The sequence below is a fragment of the Microbacterium sp. MYb64 genome (assembly GCF_002979495.1).
GTDB classification, from domain to species: domain Bacteria; phylum Actinomycetota; class Actinomycetes; order Actinomycetales; family Microbacteriaceae; genus Microbacterium; species Microbacterium azadirachtae_A.
Genome location: NZ_PCOW01000008.1, coordinates 1 through 15,530 on the forward strand (window position 1 = coordinate 1; position 15,530 = coordinate 15,530).

General features: G+C 70.4%; 16 protein-coding genes. 8 read left to right on the forward strand and 8 right to left on the reverse strand.

Annotation, left to right across the window (positions count from 1 at the left end):
• Positions 1 to 122 precede the first annotated feature (122 nt).
• The 3 genes from CQ044_RS09070 to CQ044_RS09080 are packed head-to-tail and all read right to left on the reverse strand — an operon-like array spanning position 123 to position 3,184.
• Complete coding sequence (locus CQ044_RS09070; RefSeq protein WP_219844945.1) at positions 123 to 1,172, reverse strand: iron chelate uptake ABC transporter family permease subunit; 1,050 nt, start codon at positions 1,170 to 1,172, stop codon at positions 123 to 125.
• Positions 1,165 to 2,172, reverse strand: coding sequence for an ABC transporter permease (locus CQ044_RS09075; RefSeq protein WP_105688173.1), 1,008 nt, complete (start codon positions 2,170 to 2,172; stop codon positions 1,165 to 1,167). Before CQ044_RS09075 ends, CQ044_RS09070 begins: the two co-directional genes overlap by 8 nt.
• Positions 2,173 to 2,191: 19 nt before the next feature.
• Positions 2,192 to 3,184, reverse strand: coding sequence for a siderophore ABC transporter substrate-binding protein (locus CQ044_RS09080; protein ID WP_105688174.1), 993 nt, complete (start codon positions 3,182 to 3,184; stop codon positions 2,192 to 2,194).
• Positions 3,185 to 3,289: 105 nt separating this feature from the next.
• Here CQ044_RS09080 and CQ044_RS09085 point away from each other — a divergent pair, with 105 nt between their 5' ends.
• Complete coding sequence (locus CQ044_RS09085; RefSeq protein WP_105688175.1) at positions 3,290 to 4,057, forward strand: siderophore-interacting protein; 768 nt, start codon at positions 3,290 to 3,292, stop codon at positions 4,055 to 4,057.
• 51 nt (positions 4,058 to 4,108) lie between these two features.
• On the opposite strand, the gene CQ044_RS09090 is transcribed toward CQ044_RS09085, so the two are convergent.
• On the reverse strand, positions 4,109 to 4,519 hold the full coding sequence (locus tag CQ044_RS09090) for a RidA family protein (protein ID WP_105688176.1): 411 nt from the start codon (positions 4,517 to 4,519) through the stop codon (positions 4,109 to 4,111).
• A gap of 174 nt (positions 4,520 to 4,693) precedes the next feature.
• Here CQ044_RS09090 and CQ044_RS09095 point away from each other — a divergent pair, with 174 nt between their 5' ends.
• From CQ044_RS09095 to CQ044_RS09115, 5 genes are all read left to right on the forward strand, one after another.
• Complete coding sequence (locus CQ044_RS09095; RefSeq protein ID WP_258133226.1) at positions 4,694 to 4,918, forward strand: hypothetical protein; 225 nt, start codon at positions 4,694 to 4,696, stop codon at positions 4,916 to 4,918.
• A 43-nt stretch (positions 4,919 to 4,961) separates the two neighbouring features.
• On the forward strand, positions 4,962 to 5,378 hold the full coding sequence (locus CQ044_RS09100; protein WP_105688178.1) for a VOC family protein: 417 nt from the start codon (positions 4,962 to 4,964) through the stop codon (positions 5,376 to 5,378).
• Positions 5,379 to 5,568: 190 nt separating this feature from the next.
• Complete coding sequence (locus tag CQ044_RS09105) at positions 5,569 to 5,982, forward strand: VOC family protein (RefSeq protein WP_105688179.1); 414 nt, start codon at positions 5,569 to 5,571, stop codon at positions 5,980 to 5,982.
• Positions 5,983 to 6,281: 299 nt separating this feature from the next.
• Positions 6,282 to 7,451 (forward strand): RtcB family protein, encoded by a 1,170-nt coding sequence (locus CQ044_RS09110; RefSeq protein WP_105688180.1) that lies wholly within the window; start codon positions 6,282 to 6,284, stop codon positions 7,449 to 7,451.
• A 145-nt stretch (positions 7,452 to 7,596) separates the two neighbouring features.
• Positions 7,597 to 8,013 carry a VOC family protein gene (locus CQ044_RS09115; RefSeq protein WP_105688181.1) on the forward strand — a complete coding sequence of 139 codons (417 nt, stop codon included), beginning with the start codon at positions 7,597 to 7,599 and terminating at the stop codon, positions 8,011 to 8,013.
• A 59-nt stretch (positions 8,014 to 8,072) separates the two neighbouring features.
• Here the strand turns inward: CQ044_RS09115 and CQ044_RS09120 are convergent, their stop codons facing one another.
• A complete protein-coding gene (locus CQ044_RS09120) occupies positions 8,073 to 8,759 on the reverse strand; it encodes a MarR family winged helix-turn-helix transcriptional regulator (protein WP_105688182.1) in 687 nt (228 codons plus the stop codon).
• 94 nt (positions 8,760 to 8,853) lie between these two features.
• On the opposite strand from CQ044_RS09120, the gene CQ044_RS09125 reads away from it, so the two are divergent.
• Positions 8,854 to 11,022 (forward strand): efflux RND transporter permease subunit, encoded by a 2,169-nt coding sequence (locus CQ044_RS09125; protein WP_105688183.1) that lies wholly within the window; start codon positions 8,854 to 8,856, stop codon positions 11,020 to 11,022.
• A 25-nt stretch (positions 11,023 to 11,047) separates the two neighbouring features.
• Here CQ044_RS09125 and CQ044_RS09130 read toward each other — a convergent pair whose 3' ends face one another.
• The 3 genes from CQ044_RS09130 to CQ044_RS09140 form a co-directional block, all read right to left on the reverse strand.
• On the reverse strand, positions 11,048 to 12,511 hold the full coding sequence (locus tag CQ044_RS09130; RefSeq protein ID WP_105688184.1) for an MFS transporter: 1,464 nt from the start codon (positions 12,509 to 12,511) through the stop codon (positions 11,048 to 11,050).
• 82 nt (positions 12,512 to 12,593) lie between these two features.
• Positions 12,594 to 13,928 carry a M20/M25/M40 family metallo-hydrolase gene (locus CQ044_RS09135; protein ID WP_258133227.1) on the reverse strand — a complete coding sequence of 445 codons (1,335 nt, stop codon included), beginning with the start codon at positions 13,926 to 13,928 and terminating at the stop codon, positions 12,594 to 12,596.
• 10 nt (positions 13,929 to 13,938) lie between these two features.
• Entirely contained in the window at positions 13,939 to 14,700 is a 762-nt protein-coding gene (locus tag CQ044_RS09140) for a CPBP family intramembrane glutamic endopeptidase (protein WP_105688186.1), read from the reverse strand.
• 55 nt (positions 14,701 to 14,755) lie between these two features.
• Between CQ044_RS09140 and CQ044_RS09145 the strand changes: the two genes are divergently transcribed.
• On the forward strand, positions 14,756 to 15,523 hold the full coding sequence (locus tag CQ044_RS09145; RefSeq protein ID WP_105688187.1) for an SDR family NAD(P)-dependent oxidoreductase: 768 nt from the start codon (positions 14,756 to 14,758) through the stop codon (positions 15,521 to 15,523).
• The last annotated feature ends 7 nt before the right edge of the window (positions 15,524 to 15,530 follow it).

Consider the following 15,530-nt stretch of genomic DNA (forward strand, 5'->3'; position numbering starts at 1 on the left):
CCCGCCCCCGGTCGCCCCTTCCCCCTCTCCTTGACCGCGAGACTTCATCTGGGCGACGAGACTGCGCGCACGAACCGCAGTCTCGTCGCGGAGTTGGAGTCTCGCGGATCTGTCGGTGGCGCTCATAGGCGTCCCTTCCTGAGCAGGACGAGCAGGAAGACGGATCCGCCGACCAGCTCGATGATGATGGAGACGGCGCCCTGCGCCGAGAAGAGGTGCTTCATCACGAAGTAAGCCCCGCCCAGCACCGCGATCGCGGTGAGCACGGCGACGGGCAGCACGAGCCGATGGTCGTGCGTGTCGGCCAGCTGATAGGCGAGGGTCGCGACGAGGAAGCCGAGGAACGTCATCGGCCCCACCAGCGCAGTGGAGGTCGCCATCAGCACGGCCACGAGCAGCAGCACGCGCAGCTGCTCGCGCCGATGGTCGACGCCGAGTGCGTTCGCCGCGTCGGGCCCGAGCGCCAGCACGTTCAGGCGGCGTGAGCGCAGGAAGAGGAGCGCCGATCCGGCCAGGCACAGCGGGATCGCGAGCGGCAGATAGGAGGCATCCGCGTTCGCGACGCTGCCGAACAGCCGGGCGGCGAGCACGTCGAACTCGCTCGGGGTGAGCAGCCGCTGCATGAATGTGGACACGGCGCCGAGCCCGCCGCCGATCACGATCCCGATCAGCAGCATCACGTGCATGCTGCCGCGCCGGCCGGACAGCAGCCAGCCGTAGAGCAGGACGGCGAATCCGGTCATCAGCACGATCTGCAGCGCGAACTGCGGCACGCCCTGCAGCGCAGTGACCCCGGCGGCCCCGAGCAGGAACACGGCTGTGGTCTGGATCGCCGTGTAGAGCGACTCGAACCCCATGATCGACGGGGTCACGATCCGGTTGTTCGCCGCGGTCTGGAAGGCGACGGTCGCGGTGGCCTGCGCGATCGCGACCACGAGGATCACCAGCACGCTCGTCACGCGCAGCTGCACGATCCGCCAGAAGCCGTCCGTGCCGAACGGCACGGGATTGCCGTGCACCAGCAGGCCGATCAGCGCTGCCGCCGCGAGCACGGTCAGCACGGCGATCACGAGGACGTACCGCCGCCGCGCACGGGCGGTCGGGAACGCACCGGACGTGCGCTCGGCCACCGGCGTCGCGGGCGCCTGCGCCGGGCTCAGCACCTCAGCCACGAGAACGCTGCCTCAGGATCAGCACGATGAACACCGCGGCCCCGACGAGGCCCAGCACGAGAGACACGGGCACCTCGAACGGCATGATGATGGTGCGTCCGATGAGGTCGCACACCGTGACGAGCCCCACCCCGAGCAGGCACACCCAGGGCAGGTTGCTGCGCAGATCGTCGCCGCGGATCATCGACACCAGGTTCGGCACGATCAGCCCGACGAACGGCAGGTTGCCGACGACGACCGTGACAACTCCGGTGGCGGCGGCGATGAGCACGGTGCCGAGCAGGACGACCCTGCCGTGGTTCAGGCCCGCGTTCGTCGCGATCTCCTCGCCGAGCCCTGCGATCGTGAAGCGATCGGCGACGATGAAGACGATCACCCCGACGATCGCGACGATCCAGAGCAGCTCGTACTGCCCGCGCAGCACCGAGGTGAAGCTGCCGGCGAACCACACGCCGAGCGTCTGCAGCGTGTTGGTCGCGAGGGCGAGGTAGGTCGAGATGGATCCGACGACCGCACCCAGCATGATCCCCACGATCGGCACGATCAAGGAGGACCGCAGGGACACGCGTCGCAGGAACGCGAAAAACACGAGCGTGCCGACGAAGGCGCAGAGCACCGCCCCGAGCATCCGCAGCGGGATGCTCGGGTGCGGCACCAGCACCGACACGGCCAGGAGTCCCAGCCCCGCCCACTCCGTCGTCCCGGTGGTGGTCGGCTCGACGAAGCGGTTCTGGGTCAGCATCTGCATGACCAGGCCCGCCATCGCCATCGACGCCCCGGCGAGCACGAGCGCGGTCGTGCGCGGGATGCGCGTGATCGCGAACATCTCGGCGCCGTCGGCGGATCCGGTCACGTCGTAGACGCCGACGAAGAGCGACAGCGCGAGGAGCCCGCCGACGAGGAGGATGCCGACGAGCAGGGCGGGGTCGAAGAGTCGCGCCCTGCCCCGGGCAGCAGCGGAACTGCTGCCCGGGGCGGGGCGGGTGAACGGAGCGGTCATGGCCTGATGCGACGAGGCGTCAGCTCTTCTTCGCGCTCTTCTCGAGAGCGTCGGCGAAGGAGTTCAGGAACGTCGTGTACGTCTGGATGCCCTCGTTGAGGTAGGTGTCGGTGGGCATGTAGACGACGTGCTTCTGCTGGATCGCGGTGACGGAGGCCAGCGCCTGGTTCTTCTCCAGGATGTCCGCGGCCTGCACATAGGAGGCGTCGTCCTTCGCGAACACCGCGTCGCGGTCCATCACGAGGATCCAGGACGGGTTCGACGCGGCGATCGCCTCGACCGAGATGTCATCGCCCTTGTGGTTGTCGTCGGCGCCCTCGACCGACAGCGCGGGCTTGAGGTCGAGGATGTCGAACACCGGGCCGAGCGTGCGGCCGACCTTCGGCGCGAGGTAGCCGATCTTGCCGCCGGACGTGGTGACGGCCATCACACCGGATCCGTCGTAGGCCTTCTTGGCGCGGTCCACCGCCTTGTCGAAGTCGTCGACGAGCTTCTTCGCCTCCTTCTCCTTGCCGAAGACCTCGCCGAGCACGGTGACCTGGCGCTTCAGCTCGGCGTCGAAGGGCTGTCCGTCGCGCGGGTCGAGTTCGAGGATGGTCGCATCGGGGACGAGCGCGGCGAGCTTGTCGTGGTGCTGGGTGAAGCGCTGGCCGTTCACGATGAGATCCGGCGCCACGGCGACGACGGACTCGAGGTCCGGCTCCATGTGGGTGCCGAGGTCGATGATGCTCTTGTCCTTGACGTAGGAGACCGTCTCCGGCATGAGCGACACGGCGGCGGCCTTGACCGGGATGCCCCAGTCCGCGAGCGTCTGGAACGTGCGGTTGTCGGTGGCGACGACCGAGGCCGGAGGCGTGGAGATCGTGTGCTCGCCGTTGTTGTCCTCGACGGTCACGGTGCTGGCCTTCGCGCTTTCCGTGGGGGCCGCGGCGGGGCCGGAGGCGCAGCCGGCGAGGGCGACGACGGCGGCGAGGCCGAGCGCGGTGGCGGTGAGGATCCGAGGCACGGACATGGAGATGCTCCTGTTCTGCGGGATGTGCTGTGTGCGCGACCCCGATCGGAAAGGTTAGGTTTACCTAACTTCAACCTGAGGTCTTACACAGGTTAGCCTTACCTTATGAACAACGCGAAATCCGGCTTCGCCCTGGCGCGACGCCCGCTCGAGCTGCGCTTCCGCACGCTGACCCTCGCCGCGCGCGAGTGGATCGCGCCTGATTTCGTCCGCGTGCGCCTCACCGGATCCGACCTCGCCGGCTTCGATTCCCTCGGCGCGGACGACCACATGCGGCTCTTCTTCGTGGACGCGCCGACCGACTCGGTCGAGGAGCTGCGCGCCGCGCCGAGCCGCGAGTACACGCCCCTCGCGTGGGGCGAGGACTGGCTCGACGTCGAGTTCGCCGTGCACGGGGACGAGGGCGTCGCCGCCCCGTGGGCCACGGCCGCGCCGCTCGGATCCGTCGTCGGCGTCGGGGGTCCGCGCGGGTCCCTGGTGCTGGAGGGCGAGCCCGACGGCTGGCTCCTCGCCGGCGACGAGACCGCGATCCCGGCGATCCGGCGCTTCGCCGCCCGCATTCCCTCCGGCGTCCCCGCCCGCATCGCGATCGAGGTGCGCGGCGCGGAGCACGAGCTGGCTCTCGACGCACCGGTGCCGGTCGAGTGGATCCATCGCGGCGACGCGCCGGCGGGATCCGCCCTCGCCGCGTTCCTGGGCGCGCTCGGGGAAGCGGATCGTCCTGGCAAGGCCCCGTTCGTCTTCGTCGCGGCGGAGTCGTCGATCGTGAAGCCGGGCCGCGCCCTGCTCGAGCGCTGGGGCGTCGACACCGCGCAGGCCATCGTGAAGGGCTACTGGAAGCGCGGCGAGGCCGAGTACCACGCGCCGCACTGACGGGTGGCGGCCCCACCCTGGGGCTCTCGACCGAGGTCGCCGCGCTCCGGATCAGTCCTCGTCCAGGACCGCGGCGACGGCCTCGATCTCGACCAGTTGGTCGTCGTAGCCCAGCACCGTGACGCCCATGAGCGTGCTGGGCACGTCGTGGGGGCCGAACGCGTCGCGGACCACGGCCCATGCGTCGACGAGGTCCGTCTGCCGAGTCGAGGCGACGAGCACGCGCGTGCTGATCACGTCGGTCAGCGTCGCTCCGGCAGCCGCGAGGGCCGTCTTGAGGGTCTCGATGCAGGCGGCGGCCTGGCCGGCGTAGTCGCCGACCGCCGCCGTCGAGCCATCGCGGTTCAGCGGGCAGGCGCCGGCGAGGAAGATCAGCCGCGCGTCCTTCGGCGCGGTGGCCGCATAGGCGTACTGCGCGACATCGGACAGCTGCGCTGAGCGGATGAGGGTCACGGCGGTCATGGTCTCAGTCTGTCGCAGTGCTCGTTGGGCGGTCGGATGGCGCGTCGCCGGCGGATCGATCCGCACATCCACGCGGCGGGATCCGTTCTTCACAGATCACGTGGTCGGCGACCACGGCGCCCTGCGCCTCTGGCATGCTCGGACGAACGATGCGACGATGAGGACGTGGGATTCATGAACGACGCGCAGATCTGGACGATGATCGGGGCGTTCACCGCGCTCATGCTCGGAATGATGACCATCGTCTCGACGCTCTTCATCCGCGTCCTGCGCGCGGAGATCGGCGGGCTCCGATCCGAGGTGAACGGCCGCTTCGACGTCATGAACACTCGCATGGACGGCCTCGACCGGGATGTGCAGGCGCTCGTCAAGCGCACCTTCGGCCTCGACCGGGACTGACCCCCGGGACTGACCGCACGCCGCCGTCGGGCAGACTGGCCGCATGCCCCTTTTCGATCACCTCGGCCTCACGGTCGAAGACCTCGACCGTGCCTTCGCCCAGTGGAACCCGGTGCTCACGGCGCTGGGCTGCACGCCCGAGGACGGCGAGATGGAGGGCGGGATCGCCTGGTGGCGCGAGAACGACACCGAGCTGATCCTCTACCGCGCGCCGGAGCCGGGCGGCGAACCGCACCGATACGGGCAGATCGGCTGGCAGCATCTCGCCTTCGCCGTCGACTCGCGCGCTGAGGTGGAGCGTCTGCACGCGATCGCCGTCGACGCCGGCTGGACAACCGTGCGGGATCCGAAGGTCTTCACGCGCTTCTCGGATCGCTACTACGCCTCGTTCGTCGAGGACGACAACGGCATCCGGATCGAGTTCATGTACAACCCGCCGCGCGAATCCGTCAAGAGCTGAGGACCGCCCACACCTCATTGCGCGCTTCGCTTCACGCTTCGCCGAGCGCACGGCATCCTGACGAGCGCACGGGATCCACGCGCCGACAACCCGCGCGCTCGGCAACAACCCGTGCACTCGGCGAGAACCCCGCACCGAACCTCGCGCTCGAACCTCGCGCTATGGCCGCGGCATCCGCGATGCTGGGGGCATGGCCACTCTCGATCACCTCGGCATCAGCGTCGACCACGTGCCCGGCGCCTCCGCGCAGTTCGATCCGGTGCTGAGCGCACTCGGGTACACCCGCAGGCACGACGCTCCCGATCTCGCCTACTGGCGGCAGGACGGGTTGCCCGAGATCCTGCTCTACCCCGCACGCGACAATGCGGACGGCCCGCACGAGCACGGCCGCGTCGGCTGGCAGCACCTCGCGTTCGCCGTCGACACGCGCTCCGAGGTCGACCGCGTGCACGACATCGCCGTCGACGCCGGCTGGACGGCCGTGCGCCCGCCGAAGGAATACCCGCGCTTCAGCGATCGCTACTACGCCTCGTTCGTCGAGGACGACAACGGCATCCGGATCGAGATCGTGCACAACCCGCCGCGGGACGCGTCAGCGGGCTGATCCTGCGCGACCGGATCCCGCCCTTGACGCACCCGCTCTCCCTGCTCTACGGTGGCAAAGCTGTGCCGACCGGCACAGCGCCAGCCGAGGAGACGACGGAATGACCGCGCTGCGGACCTCCACCATCGCCACGGTCCTTGCCTTCCAGACGAAGCGCAATGACCGCGACGAGTCGTACCCTCCGGCGCGCGCCGTGTGACAGCATCCGCTGTCCGCATGCCCCGCACCGTCAGGTCCGGGGCATTTTTCATGACCTTCCCGTGACCTGTGGCTGAGAACACACACGAAGGAAAGGACCCATGGAGAGGCTCTCCGCACGGCTGCTGTCGTGGGCGTCCCTGATCGACGAGAAGACGCTCGATCAGGCGCGCACCACCGCCCGCATGCCATTCATCCACCCGCACCTGGCGCTCATGCCGGATGCCCACCTGGGCAAGGGGGCGACGGTCGGCTCGGTGATCCCGACGCTCGGCGCGATCATCCCCGCGGCCGTCGGCGTCGACATCGGCTGCGGCATGATCGCCGTCCGCACCCAGTACACCGTGGATGAGCTCGCGTCCCGCGACCTCGCCCCGTTGCGGCAGGCGATCGAACGCGCCGTTCCGCTGTCCGCAGGGCACCAGAACCGCAGGATCGTGGCCACGGCCGAGCCTCGGATCACCGAGCTGGAGAACCTTGCGGAGAAGGCGGGCTTCGACCCCGCGGCGTACGCCGGCAACTGGCGGCTGCAGCTCGGCTCGCTGGGCTCGGGCAACCACTTCATCGAGGTGTCGGTCGACGAGCTCGACCGGGTGTGGCTGTTCCTGCACTCCGGATCCCGGGGGATCGGCAACCGGATCGCGATGCACCACATCGGCGTCGCCCAGAGACTGGCGAAGCAGTGGTGGATCGACCTTCCCGACTCCGATCTCGCCTACCTGGTCGAGGGCACGCCGGAGTTCACCCGGTACATCCGGGAGCTGCGGTGGGCGCAGCACTTCGCCCTGCTGAACCGGGAGGAGATGATGGATCGGGTCGCCAGGCAGGTGTCGGACTTCCTCGGCATCGCCGTGGATGAGCAGGAGCGGATCAACTGCCATCACAACTTCACAGAATCGGAGGAGCACTTCGGGAAGAGGGTGTGGGTCTCGCGGAAGGGGGCGATCCAGGCGGATCCCGGCAGGCCAGGACTCATCCCCGGCTCGATGGGCACCGCATCCTACGTGGTCGAAGGCCTCGGCAATCGGCTGTCGCTGAACTCCTCGCCGCACGGCGCGGGACGGGAGTACTCGCGGTCGAAGGCGCGGAGCATCTTCACCCACGAGCAGTTGCGGGCCGCGATGTCGGGCATCGAGTTCCGTGACACCGATGCCTTCATCGATGAGATCCCGCAGGCGTACAAGCCGATCGACCGCGTCATGGCCGACGCCGCCGATCTGGTGCGGGTCCGGCACACGCTGCGACAGCTCGTCAACGTGAAGGGCGCCTGATGCCGGCCGCGGCGACCTCGCAGAAGCGAGGAAGCCGCGGTCGGTCCTGGCTGATCCGCGACACACCGTTGCCGATGTCGGAGGCCGGCCTCAGACTGAGTGCGGCGCCGGACCGGTGCCGTCGATCCGAGCACGGAGGACGCCCATGACCAATCTCAATCCGTACATCTCGTTCCGCGGCGACGCCCGCGCCGCGATGGAGTTCTATCAGCAGGCCCTCGGTGGCGATCTGCAGGTGATGACCTTCGGCGACATGCCGGGCATGCTGCAGGATGAGGCCGAGCAGGCGCTCGTCATGCACGCTCAGCTGACCACTCCCGGTGGTCTGGTGCTGATGGCCTCTGACACCCCCGGATACATGGAGTACAAGACCCCGCAGGGCGTCTCGGTGTCGCTGAGCGGCTCCGACGAGGCCGAGATCCACGCCGCGTGGGACAAACTCGCCGACGGCGCCACTGTCAGCCAGGACTACGGTCCCGCGCCGTGGGGCGGTCAGTTCGGCATGCTCACCGATCGGTTCGGCGTCGACTGGATGTTCTCCGGTGGAGAGGGCAACGCCTGATCTGCACGCAGGGGCCCGCCGGGCGGAACCGGGCCTGACCGGGCCCCCGTGGTTCAGAACTAGGGCAGAGCCAGGCCTGACCGGTCTCGGGGCGCTGGGCCCGGCGTTGTTCCGGGCTCAGCGCTTCCCGTGTCGCTTTCCGCCCAGGCGACCCCGTCGAGTCCGAGTTCGCCGGTCATGTCGCGCAGGAATCGGATGACGACCTCTCGCTCGCCCTCGGTCAGCCGCGCGGCGGAGTGGAACCGACGCGCCTGCTGACGGCCCACGGTCTCCATCGCCGCCCGCTGCGTCTCCGGCGTGATGGTGATCGCGAGCGCCCGCCGGTCCGAGGGGTGCGCGGCGCGGGTGACATGCCCCCCGCGCTCGAGCCGGTCGAGCAGCTTGGTGGTCGACGCCGTCGAGATGCCGAGGTGCTGCGCGATCCCGCCCGGCGTCGCGACTGCCCCGCGGTTCGCGCACACGATGAGGTAGTGCAGCGCGCGCATGTCGGTCTCGTTGAGCTTCATGTACCGGCGGGACGCCTCCGCGAGGCGCTGCTCGGCGTCGCGCAGCTCGCCGAGGGAGGCCATCAGCTCGCCGATCTGCCGGATCGCGCCCGCATCGACGCCGGCGCGGTCGAGCAGCACGCCGTCCGGATCGCTCGCCTCGATGTCGTAGACCGCGCCCGCTTCGACGCCGTCGCGGGTCGGCGCCCCGGTGCGCGACACGAGCTCGTGCTCGTCCGCCTCATCGCGCCGTTCCACCATGCCGTCATGCTACACCGGGGATCTTTTCACGCCAGGATGATTACTTGCCAAGCTAGCTAATTCGATCTATCCTGCCGGAGACGGAAGGAAGCCGATGACCGCCCCGCAGCACCTCGCACGCCCGCACCGACCCCGCCGCCTCCTGCGGATCCTCCTGCCGGCGCTGATCATCCTCGGCTGGCTGGTCGCGGCGTCGCTCGGCGGCCCGCTGTTCGGCAAGGTCGACGAGGTCTCCTCGAACGACCGCACGGCATACCTCCCCTCCTCCTCGGACTCCGCCCGCGTGCAGGAGCTGCAGACCCGCTTCGCCGGATCCGACGAGATCCCCGCGATCATCGTCGCGGCTTCCGACAAGACGCTCACGGACGCGCAGCGCACCGCGCTCTCCGACGCGGTCGCGGCCACGACGGACATCGAGGGGGTCGGCGAGGACGTCTCCCCCGCGCTGCCCTCCGACGACGGCAAGGCCGTGCAGGCGTTCGTGCCGATCCGCTCCGGCGCCGACCTCGGCGACGTCGTGCCGGAGATCAGGACTTCGCTCGAGAAAGCCGCGCCGGACGGCGTGCACATCTACATCACCGGGCCAGCCGGCTTCAGCGCCGACCTCGTGGCGGGCTTCGCGGGCATCGACGGGATCCTGCTCGGGGTAGCCCTGGCGGCCGTGTTCGTGATCCTCGTGCTCGTCTACCGCTCGCTGCTGCTGCCGGTCGTCGTGCTCATGACCAGCCTGTTCGCGCTGTGCACCGCGCTGCTGCTGGTGTGGTGGCTCGCGAAGTGGGGCGTGCTGCTGCTCAGCGGGCAGACCCAGGGCATCCTGTTCATCCTCGTGATCGGCGCCGCGACCGACTACGCGCTGCTCTTCGTCTCGCGCTTCCGCGAGGCGCTGCGCGTCGAGAACGATCGCGCGAAGGCCGTGCTCGCGGCGTGGAAGGGCTCGTTCGAGCCGATCCTCGCCTCGGGCGGCACCGTGATCGCGGGGCTCCTCTGCCTGCTGCTCAGCGACCTGAAGTCGAACAGCGCACTGGGCCCGGTCGCGGCGATCGGGATCGCGTTCGCGATGCTGTCCGCGCTCACCCTGCTCCCTGCCCTCCTCATGGCCTTCGGGCGTGCGGCGTTCTGGCCGCGCCGCCCCGTGTACGCGCCCGAGATCGTCGCGGCCGAGGGGGGCATGCCCTCGAGCGGCGTGTGGGCGCGCCTCGCCGAGTTGATCCGGCGCCGCTCCCGGGTGATCTGGATCGCGACGACCCTGGTGCTCGCCCTCGGCACGGCCGGGGTGCTGCAGCTCGACGCCTCCGGTGTGCCGCAGTCCGACCTCGTGCTCGGCTCCTCGCAGGCGCGCGACGGGCAGAAGGTGCTCGGCGAGCACTTCCCGGGCGGATCCGGCAGCCCGGTCCAGGTCGTCGTCGCGAAGGACTCCCTGCAGAGGGCGGCCGATGCGCTGCTCGCGGACAAGGGCATCGACGGCGTCACGGTGACCGCGAAGGACTCGCCGAGCGGATCGGCGCCCGTGACGAAGGACGGCGTCCAGCCGGTCGGGCGTCCCGGGACCCCTGCCCCCGATCCGACCGTGGTCGAAGGCGACGTGATGCTGCAGGGAACACTCACCGCGGCTGCGGACTCGACGACTGCGGAGGACACGGTGCGCCGCCTCCGCACGTCGCTCGAGGGAACCGGCGCGGTGGTGGGCGGAGTCACCGCGACCGCGATCGACACGAACGACGCCTCCCTCCACGACCGCGCCCTGATCATCCCGGTGATCCTCGTCGTGATCATGCTGATCCTGATGATGCTGCTGCGCGCGATCGTCGCGCCCGTGCTGCTGATCGTGACGACCGTGCTGTCGTTCGGCACCGCGATGGGCGTCTCCGCACTCGTCTTCAACGGGATCCTCCGCTTCCCCGGGGCGGATCCGGCGGTGCCGCTGTACGGCTTCGTCTTCCTCGTCGCGCTCGGGATCGACTACAACATCTTCCTCATGACGCGCGTGCGCGAGGAGAGCCGGATCCACGGCACGCGCGAGGGCGTGCGCCGAGGGCTCGCGATCACCGGGGGCGTCATCACCTCGGCCGGTCTGGTGCTCGCGACGACGTTCGCGGCGCTCGCGGTGATCCCGATCCTGTTCCTCGCGCAGCTGGCCTTCATCGTGGCGTTCGGCGTGCTGCTGGACACCTTCGTGGTGCGCTCGCTGCTCGTGCCCGCGCTCGTGCACGACGTGGGCCGCGCCGTGTGGTGGCCGTCGAAGCTGTCGCGCGCGGAGCGCTGAGAAGCTCCTGACCCGGGGGCGGGCGTCAGCCGATCGCGGGCTCCGTGGCGGCGGCGTGGCCGGCGCGATCGGTGAACGCCTGCTTCGGCACGAAGAGGAGCAGGACGGCCGCGGCGAGCGCGGTCGCCCCGCAGACGACCCAGACCGTCACGTAGCCCGAGAAGGATCCGGCCGTGCCCTCGGCCGTGGCGGATCCGGCGACCGCGTGCATGAGCGCGATCCCGAACACGCACGAGGCGATCGCGCCGCCGACGGTCTTCACCGAGTTCGTGAGGCCCGTTGCGACGCCGGTCTGAGTGTGCGGCGCCGCCGAGGCCGCCGCCGCCGGGAGCGCGGCGACGAGGGCGCCGGATCCGATCCCGACGATCACCATGTTCGTGATGACCTGCCCGTAGGCGGCGTGGAAGGGAAGGAACAGCAGGAACCCGATCCCCACGAGCACCGAGGCGCCGATGAGCGTGATCCGGGGCGTCGCGAACCGTGCGATCTGCGGATAGCCGAGGGCGCCCGCGATCATCGCGACGAGGTAGACGCCGATGATCAGCGAGGTCGCGAACCCGCTGGTGCCGAGGCCGTAGCCGTAGACCGCCGGATCTGTGCGGGCGAAGGTCGACAGCGGCGCCTGCGCACCGAGCACGCTCACGCCGAACAGGCCGGCCGTCAGGAACACCGGGCCGAGCGCAGGGCTGCGGAACATCCGCACGTCGATGAGCGGATCCTGCTGGCGCAGCTCCCACAGCGCGAACGGCACGATGAGGAGCACGCCGAGGACGATCACGATCCAGGACAGCGGGTTCGCGACGCCGCCCGGCAGGCGCAGCAGGCTGAGCCCGCCGGTCAGGCCGATCAGCGACAGCGAGATCAGCACGAGCCCAGTCGTGTCGAAGACTCCGCCGGTCTTCTCCGGCGACTCCTTCACGCCGAACAGGATCACGAAGAAGCACGCCGCGATGAGCACAGCGGGCACGAGCAGCACCGCCGTGAGCGGCAGCACGTCGATGAGCGCCCCGCCGACGAGAGCGCCGATGATCGCGCCGCCTTCGAGCGCGGCGACCAGGATGCCGGCCGCCTTCGCGGTGATCGCAGAGCTGCCCTCGATGCGCCGGGCGCGCGACCAGATCAGCGCGATCTCCAGCGGCAGCCAGACGACGTAGAAGCCCATCATCGCCCAGGCCACGAGGAAGACGCCGAAGGTGTCGGTGAACGGCAGCACGAAGGCGGCCACGGCCGTGATCGCGGTCGAGATCAGCAGCATGCGCTTGCGGCCGACCATGTCGCCGAGCTTCGCGAAGGCCGGCACCACCAGGGCGGACAGCATGAGCTGGGCGCCCTCGAACCAGTTCACGTCGGCGTCGTGGATGCCCAGGTGCCGCGCGATGTCGCTCAGCATCGGCGTGTAGTAGCCCTGCAGCACACCGCTGGTGAACTCGACGAAGGCCAGGAATCCGACGACGGCGACCAGGGTGCCGAGGGTGGCGGTGCGCGTCATCGCGGCTCCTTCATACGGTCCCGGGTGTCGGCGGGACGTGGTGCGACCGCGTCGAGATGCTCGGCGATCGCAGCGGGTCAGCTCACTGTAGCCGCTCGATGAGCGCGCGGTGGAACCGCTCCCCGCGCTCGAGCGCCGCGATCTCGACGCTCTCGTCCACGCCGTGGATCGTCGAGCGCTGCGCGTTCGACATCTCGAGCGGCGCGAACCGGAAGACCGCCGGCGCGAAACGGTGGAAGTGCCGGGAGTCGGTCGCCTGCATCGTCACATACGGCACGGCGGGGATCCCCGGGTGCGAGACCGCGAGCGCCTCCGCGAGGAGCGCGAACGGCGCCGTGTCCGTGGGCGACTCGGGCGACGGGTCGCTCCCCTCGAGCACCTCGACGCTCACGAGCGGATCCGCGATGCGCCGGCGCACACGGGCGGTCGCGCTCTGCACCGTCTCGCCGAGGGCGATCCGCAGGTTCACGGTGGCCGAGGCCTGTGACGGCAGGACGTTCGCGGCGGTGCCGCCGGACTGCATCGTGGGGGCGACGGTCGTGCGCACGAGCGCCGCCGCCTCGCCGCCGAGCGCCGCGAACACCCGCGCCGACACGGGCGGGAGCGCGCCGAGCGTGCGCAGCAGCAGGCGCGCGGGTCCGGAGGCGCCGCCGGACAGCTGAGTCAGCATGCGCGAGATCGCGCGCGGAGTGCGCGGACGGAACGTGCCGGGGCCGAGCCGCTCGACGGCGCGCGCGATGCGGCGCACCGCCGTGAGCGGCGGCGGGGCCGAGGCGTGGCCGCCCTCGCCGCGTGCCGTGAGCTTCACCGTCATGACGCCCTTCTCGCCGACGCCGATCATGGCCGCCCGCCCCGGCACGAACGGCAGAGGCGCATCGACCACCGCCCCGCCCTCGTCGACGACGAGCCAGGGCACGATGCCGCGTTCCTTCAGCACATCCGCGATCGCGATCGCGGCGGATCCGAACGTCTCCTCGTTGCCGCCGAAGGAGAGGTAGACGTCTCTGGCGGGTGTGAACCCCTCGGCGAGCAGCTTCTCGACCGCCTCGAGGATCACGATGAGCGGGCCCTTGTCGTCCAGCGCGCCCCGGCCGTAGACGGATCCGTTCTCGATCACGCCCGCGAACGGCGGATGCGTCCAGGCGTCGGACTCGTCGACGGGAACGACGTCGTAGTGCGCCATGAGCAGGAGCGGTCCGTCCGCCGCCTGTCGGCGCCCCTCCCACCGGAACAGCAGTCCGAAGTCGGTGTGGCGTTCGAGGGTCAGTTCGGCGTGCACCAGGGGGTAGAGCTCGGCGATGAGCGCCACGAAGTCCTCGAAGGGCGCGGATCCGCGCTCGTCCAGCTCGGCGGACACGGTGGGCAGCTGGATCATCCGGGACAGGCGCTCGGCGACCCCGGGAACAGGAGCGTTCATCGTGGCCATGCTAACCGCGGCGGATCGCGACCGCGGTGAGCACGATCCCCCAGACCAGCTCGAACGCCATGACCGCGATCTGGTACCAGACCGGCGCGGCACCAGGGGAGAGGAACTGCGTCCAGTCTCCGAGCCCGTGCAGGAACGCGAGCGCCCAGACGGATCCGATCAGCAGCCTCGCCCCCGCGAAGCACACGCCGAACGTCGTCGCGCTGAGCACCTGCCACCAGGTCTCATCCCAGGTCTTGCCGAAGAACAGGCCGTTGCCGACATGCCAGAGCCCGAACACGAGCGCCGTGGCGAAGACGCCGGCCCAGGGATGACGGCGCATCACCGCGCCGAGCGCGAGCCCGCGCGCCGCGGTCTCCTCGGAGATCCCGACGGCCAGCATTCCCGCGGCCGTGCTCAGCATGATCCCCGCGGTGCCGGCGAGGCCCGGCACACCGGTCTTCCCGATCCAGATGTAGGAGAGCTGGATCGCCAGCACCGGCAGCAGCCAGCCGAGCGACTCGACGCGGCCGGCGCGCCAGCCGGCAAGATCCCGGATCGGCCGTCGCTCCCACCATCCCGCTCGCCGCAGCAGCAGCGCCACTGCGAGCGAGACCGCGAGGCTGAGCCCGTTGGTGAGCACGACCCCCAGGTGCGGGAACCATCCCGGCTGCAGGGCGGGCATCGGAATCGAGCCGAACCCGTAGGTCGTGACCCACCACGCGAGCATCACGAGGGCGGCGCCGGCCCACGGCCGCCAGCCGGTCGCGGGGGATGAGGTCACGGGCGCAACGCTACCGGGCCTCCCCCGCGCGTGCACCAGCTCCTAGGCTGGCTGCATGACCACTCCGCACCCGTCTTCCGCAGGATCCCGTCCGCAGGCCGTCATCAGCGGCGGCGGAACCGGGATCGGACTCGCCTCGGCGCTGCGTCTCGCGCGGGACGGCTTCGACCTCGTGCTCCTCGGCCGCCGCGAGGCGGTCCTGCAGGAGGCCGCCGACCGGATCCGCACCCGGACCCCGGACGCCCGCGTGCAGACGATCGTCGCGGACCTGCAGGATCCGGACGCCGTCGAACGCGCCGTGGGCGAGATCGCCGGCGACGTCGACGTGCTGCTGAACAACGCCGGCGGCAACGTGCTGGATCGCGGCGAGGGCCTCGCCGGCATCGCCGCCAACTACGAGGCCAACATGCGCCTGAACGTGCTCACCGCGGTCCTGCTGACCGAGGCGCTGCTCCCCCGCATCACGCGGCCGGGCGGCCGGATCATCTCGATCAGCTCGATCGCGGCGCTCCGCGGCGCGAACGGCTACGGTGCGGCCAAGGCCGCGATCCACGGCTGGATGATGGGGCTCGCGGCAGAGCTGGCCGGCGAGGGCGTGACGGTCAACGCGGTCGCGCCGGGGTACGTGCCCGACACCGGATTCTGGGACGGACGGCGAACGCCGGACATCGTGTCGTCGCGGCTCGCGCAGGTGCCGATGAACCGCGCGGGAACGCCGGACGAGGTCGCCGGCGCCGTCGCCTATCTCGCCGGGCCGGAGGGCGGCTGGACCACGGGGCAGATCATCCAGGTCAACGGCGGCGCGCTCTTCGGCCGGGGCTGAAGCCCGC